This window comes from Bartonella sp. CL162QHHD (assembly GCF_042195435.1).
GTDB lineage: Bacteria > Pseudomonadota > Alphaproteobacteria > Rhizobiales > Rhizobiaceae > Bartonella.
In genome coordinates, this window is record NZ_JBHIOG010000073.1 from 1 (window position 1) to 1,602 (window position 1,602).

Genomic DNA, 1,602 nt, shown 5'->3' on the forward strand with positions numbered 1-1,602 from the left:
AAACGCTTTAATCGAAAGGATCATCGCACCACGCGGTAAAGTCCCGATTTTGCGTGTCAAATGCTTATCTTTATACGAGATATTCAAACGCAAAAAACTGACCTGATGTGTATGAAGATCTCTGCCGTGTAAGTGTCCTGTTACGCCATCTACCATGTCCTATTTCCTTTCCTCATCACTCAACTTCACCGCTGTAGGTGGGGATAACTATCGTTCCAAAATCTTGGGCTCCTTGTGCTCTTCCGGGCATTTGGAAACGCGTTTTCTTCATGCCCATAATTGTATGCACTCCAAAACCGTATTCGCGTTTGTAGTCGAAGGTTTCTTCTTCGATTTTATAGCGGGTCTTACCGTAACTCTTACCAAATGCCATAACGACACTTTGCGCTCCAAGCAAAACAGCACGGCGCACACCTTCAAGACGTGTACTATCCGTGGATTTAACACCATTGGTGACATGCTCTGATTCACGTAAAATCACACCGTTGTACATGCCTAGAGAACCATCAAAGATTGGGTTTTTGGAACGCGAACCGGTATAAGCGGCTTTCTGAATATCAAGCCATTGACCCGTCTCTGTATTGGTGCGCAATTGCGTTACCTGAATGGGATGCAAATACAACACATAAACACTCTCGCCATTCACACGAACCGGTCTAATTTTAGGATTCGCTAGCTTAGCGCACTGAACCGCTTCATCTATCAATTTAAGATTAAAGCTGTGTTTGGCTTTTTCTGTAAGATCTTCATCCTTGGTTTTTGCTTCTGGTCGCACAATGCGCTTATTGCTTGGAGCTAACGGTGCATTAAAGCCCCAAAAAAGAGGATCAAGATCAACCAGTTCTCCCTCAAAACGGAGCCTGTTAGCGGTATAACCGCAAGCATGAACGAAAAACATCAAACTCAAACGGTCCGCATACCAATCTGATAAACTGTTTTTGGCTTCTTCGCGCAAATTAAACAATGTGCGCTGATTATCAATAGTGCCTTCATTGGCAATTCTTGTTCCATGATAAAGTTCATTGATATACAGTTTATCATGAAGGAATTGGAGTGCCTCTTCATTGCCTTCAAGGGTTTCTCCCTCACTCACACCACGTCCTGATAACTGAGCTCGCAGACTAAATGTTACACAATCCCCTTTGCCTTTTTGCGTCTCTGTTTTCACCTGAATAATGCTATTGGAATCCTGCCCCATCAAAGGAGCAATGGGGGTTGCTTTGGAGACCTCCGCATCAAGTATTCTCGCCCATGTTTTTAACGCATGTGGATCATTAATCCCTATATGTGTTGTTGCCATTTATTTCACCTTTCTTTGCTATAAAAAAACCGGCTTAAAGCCGGAACACCAACCCGCACCAAAGGCGGCTTATTCTCTAAAAGTCTTTCACTTAATCTTCATCATCCGCACCACTCAATTTGCGTATAAGCACTCGGTTTTTTGGATTACTGTACCACGCTTGAAACTCTTTATCCGTCATAGCGTCCATCGTTTCCCATGAAAGTGGACCTGTACTTCCCCCTCCACCAGATGCCGTTAAGGTTCTCGCAGAATTCTGACGGCTTTGAAGTTCTGCAACTTGATTATTCGCTTGAACCCCT

Annotated in this window: 1 protein-coding gene and 1 pseudogene; both read right to left on the minus strand. The window is 43.8% G+C overall.

Annotated features, from left to right (window positions below; translation table 11 throughout):
• Nucleotides 1–175: 175 nt before the first annotated feature.
• Complete coding sequence (locus ACFILD_RS08110; RefSeq protein ID WP_375654812.1) at nt 176–1,300, minus strand: N4-gp56 family major capsid protein; 1,125 nt, start codon at nt 1,298–1,300, stop codon at nt 176–178.
• A gap of 91 nt (nt 1,301–1,391) precedes the next feature.
• A pseudogene (locus ACFILD_RS08115) lies at nt 1,392–1,602 on the minus strand (hypothetical protein); the annotation flags it as partial.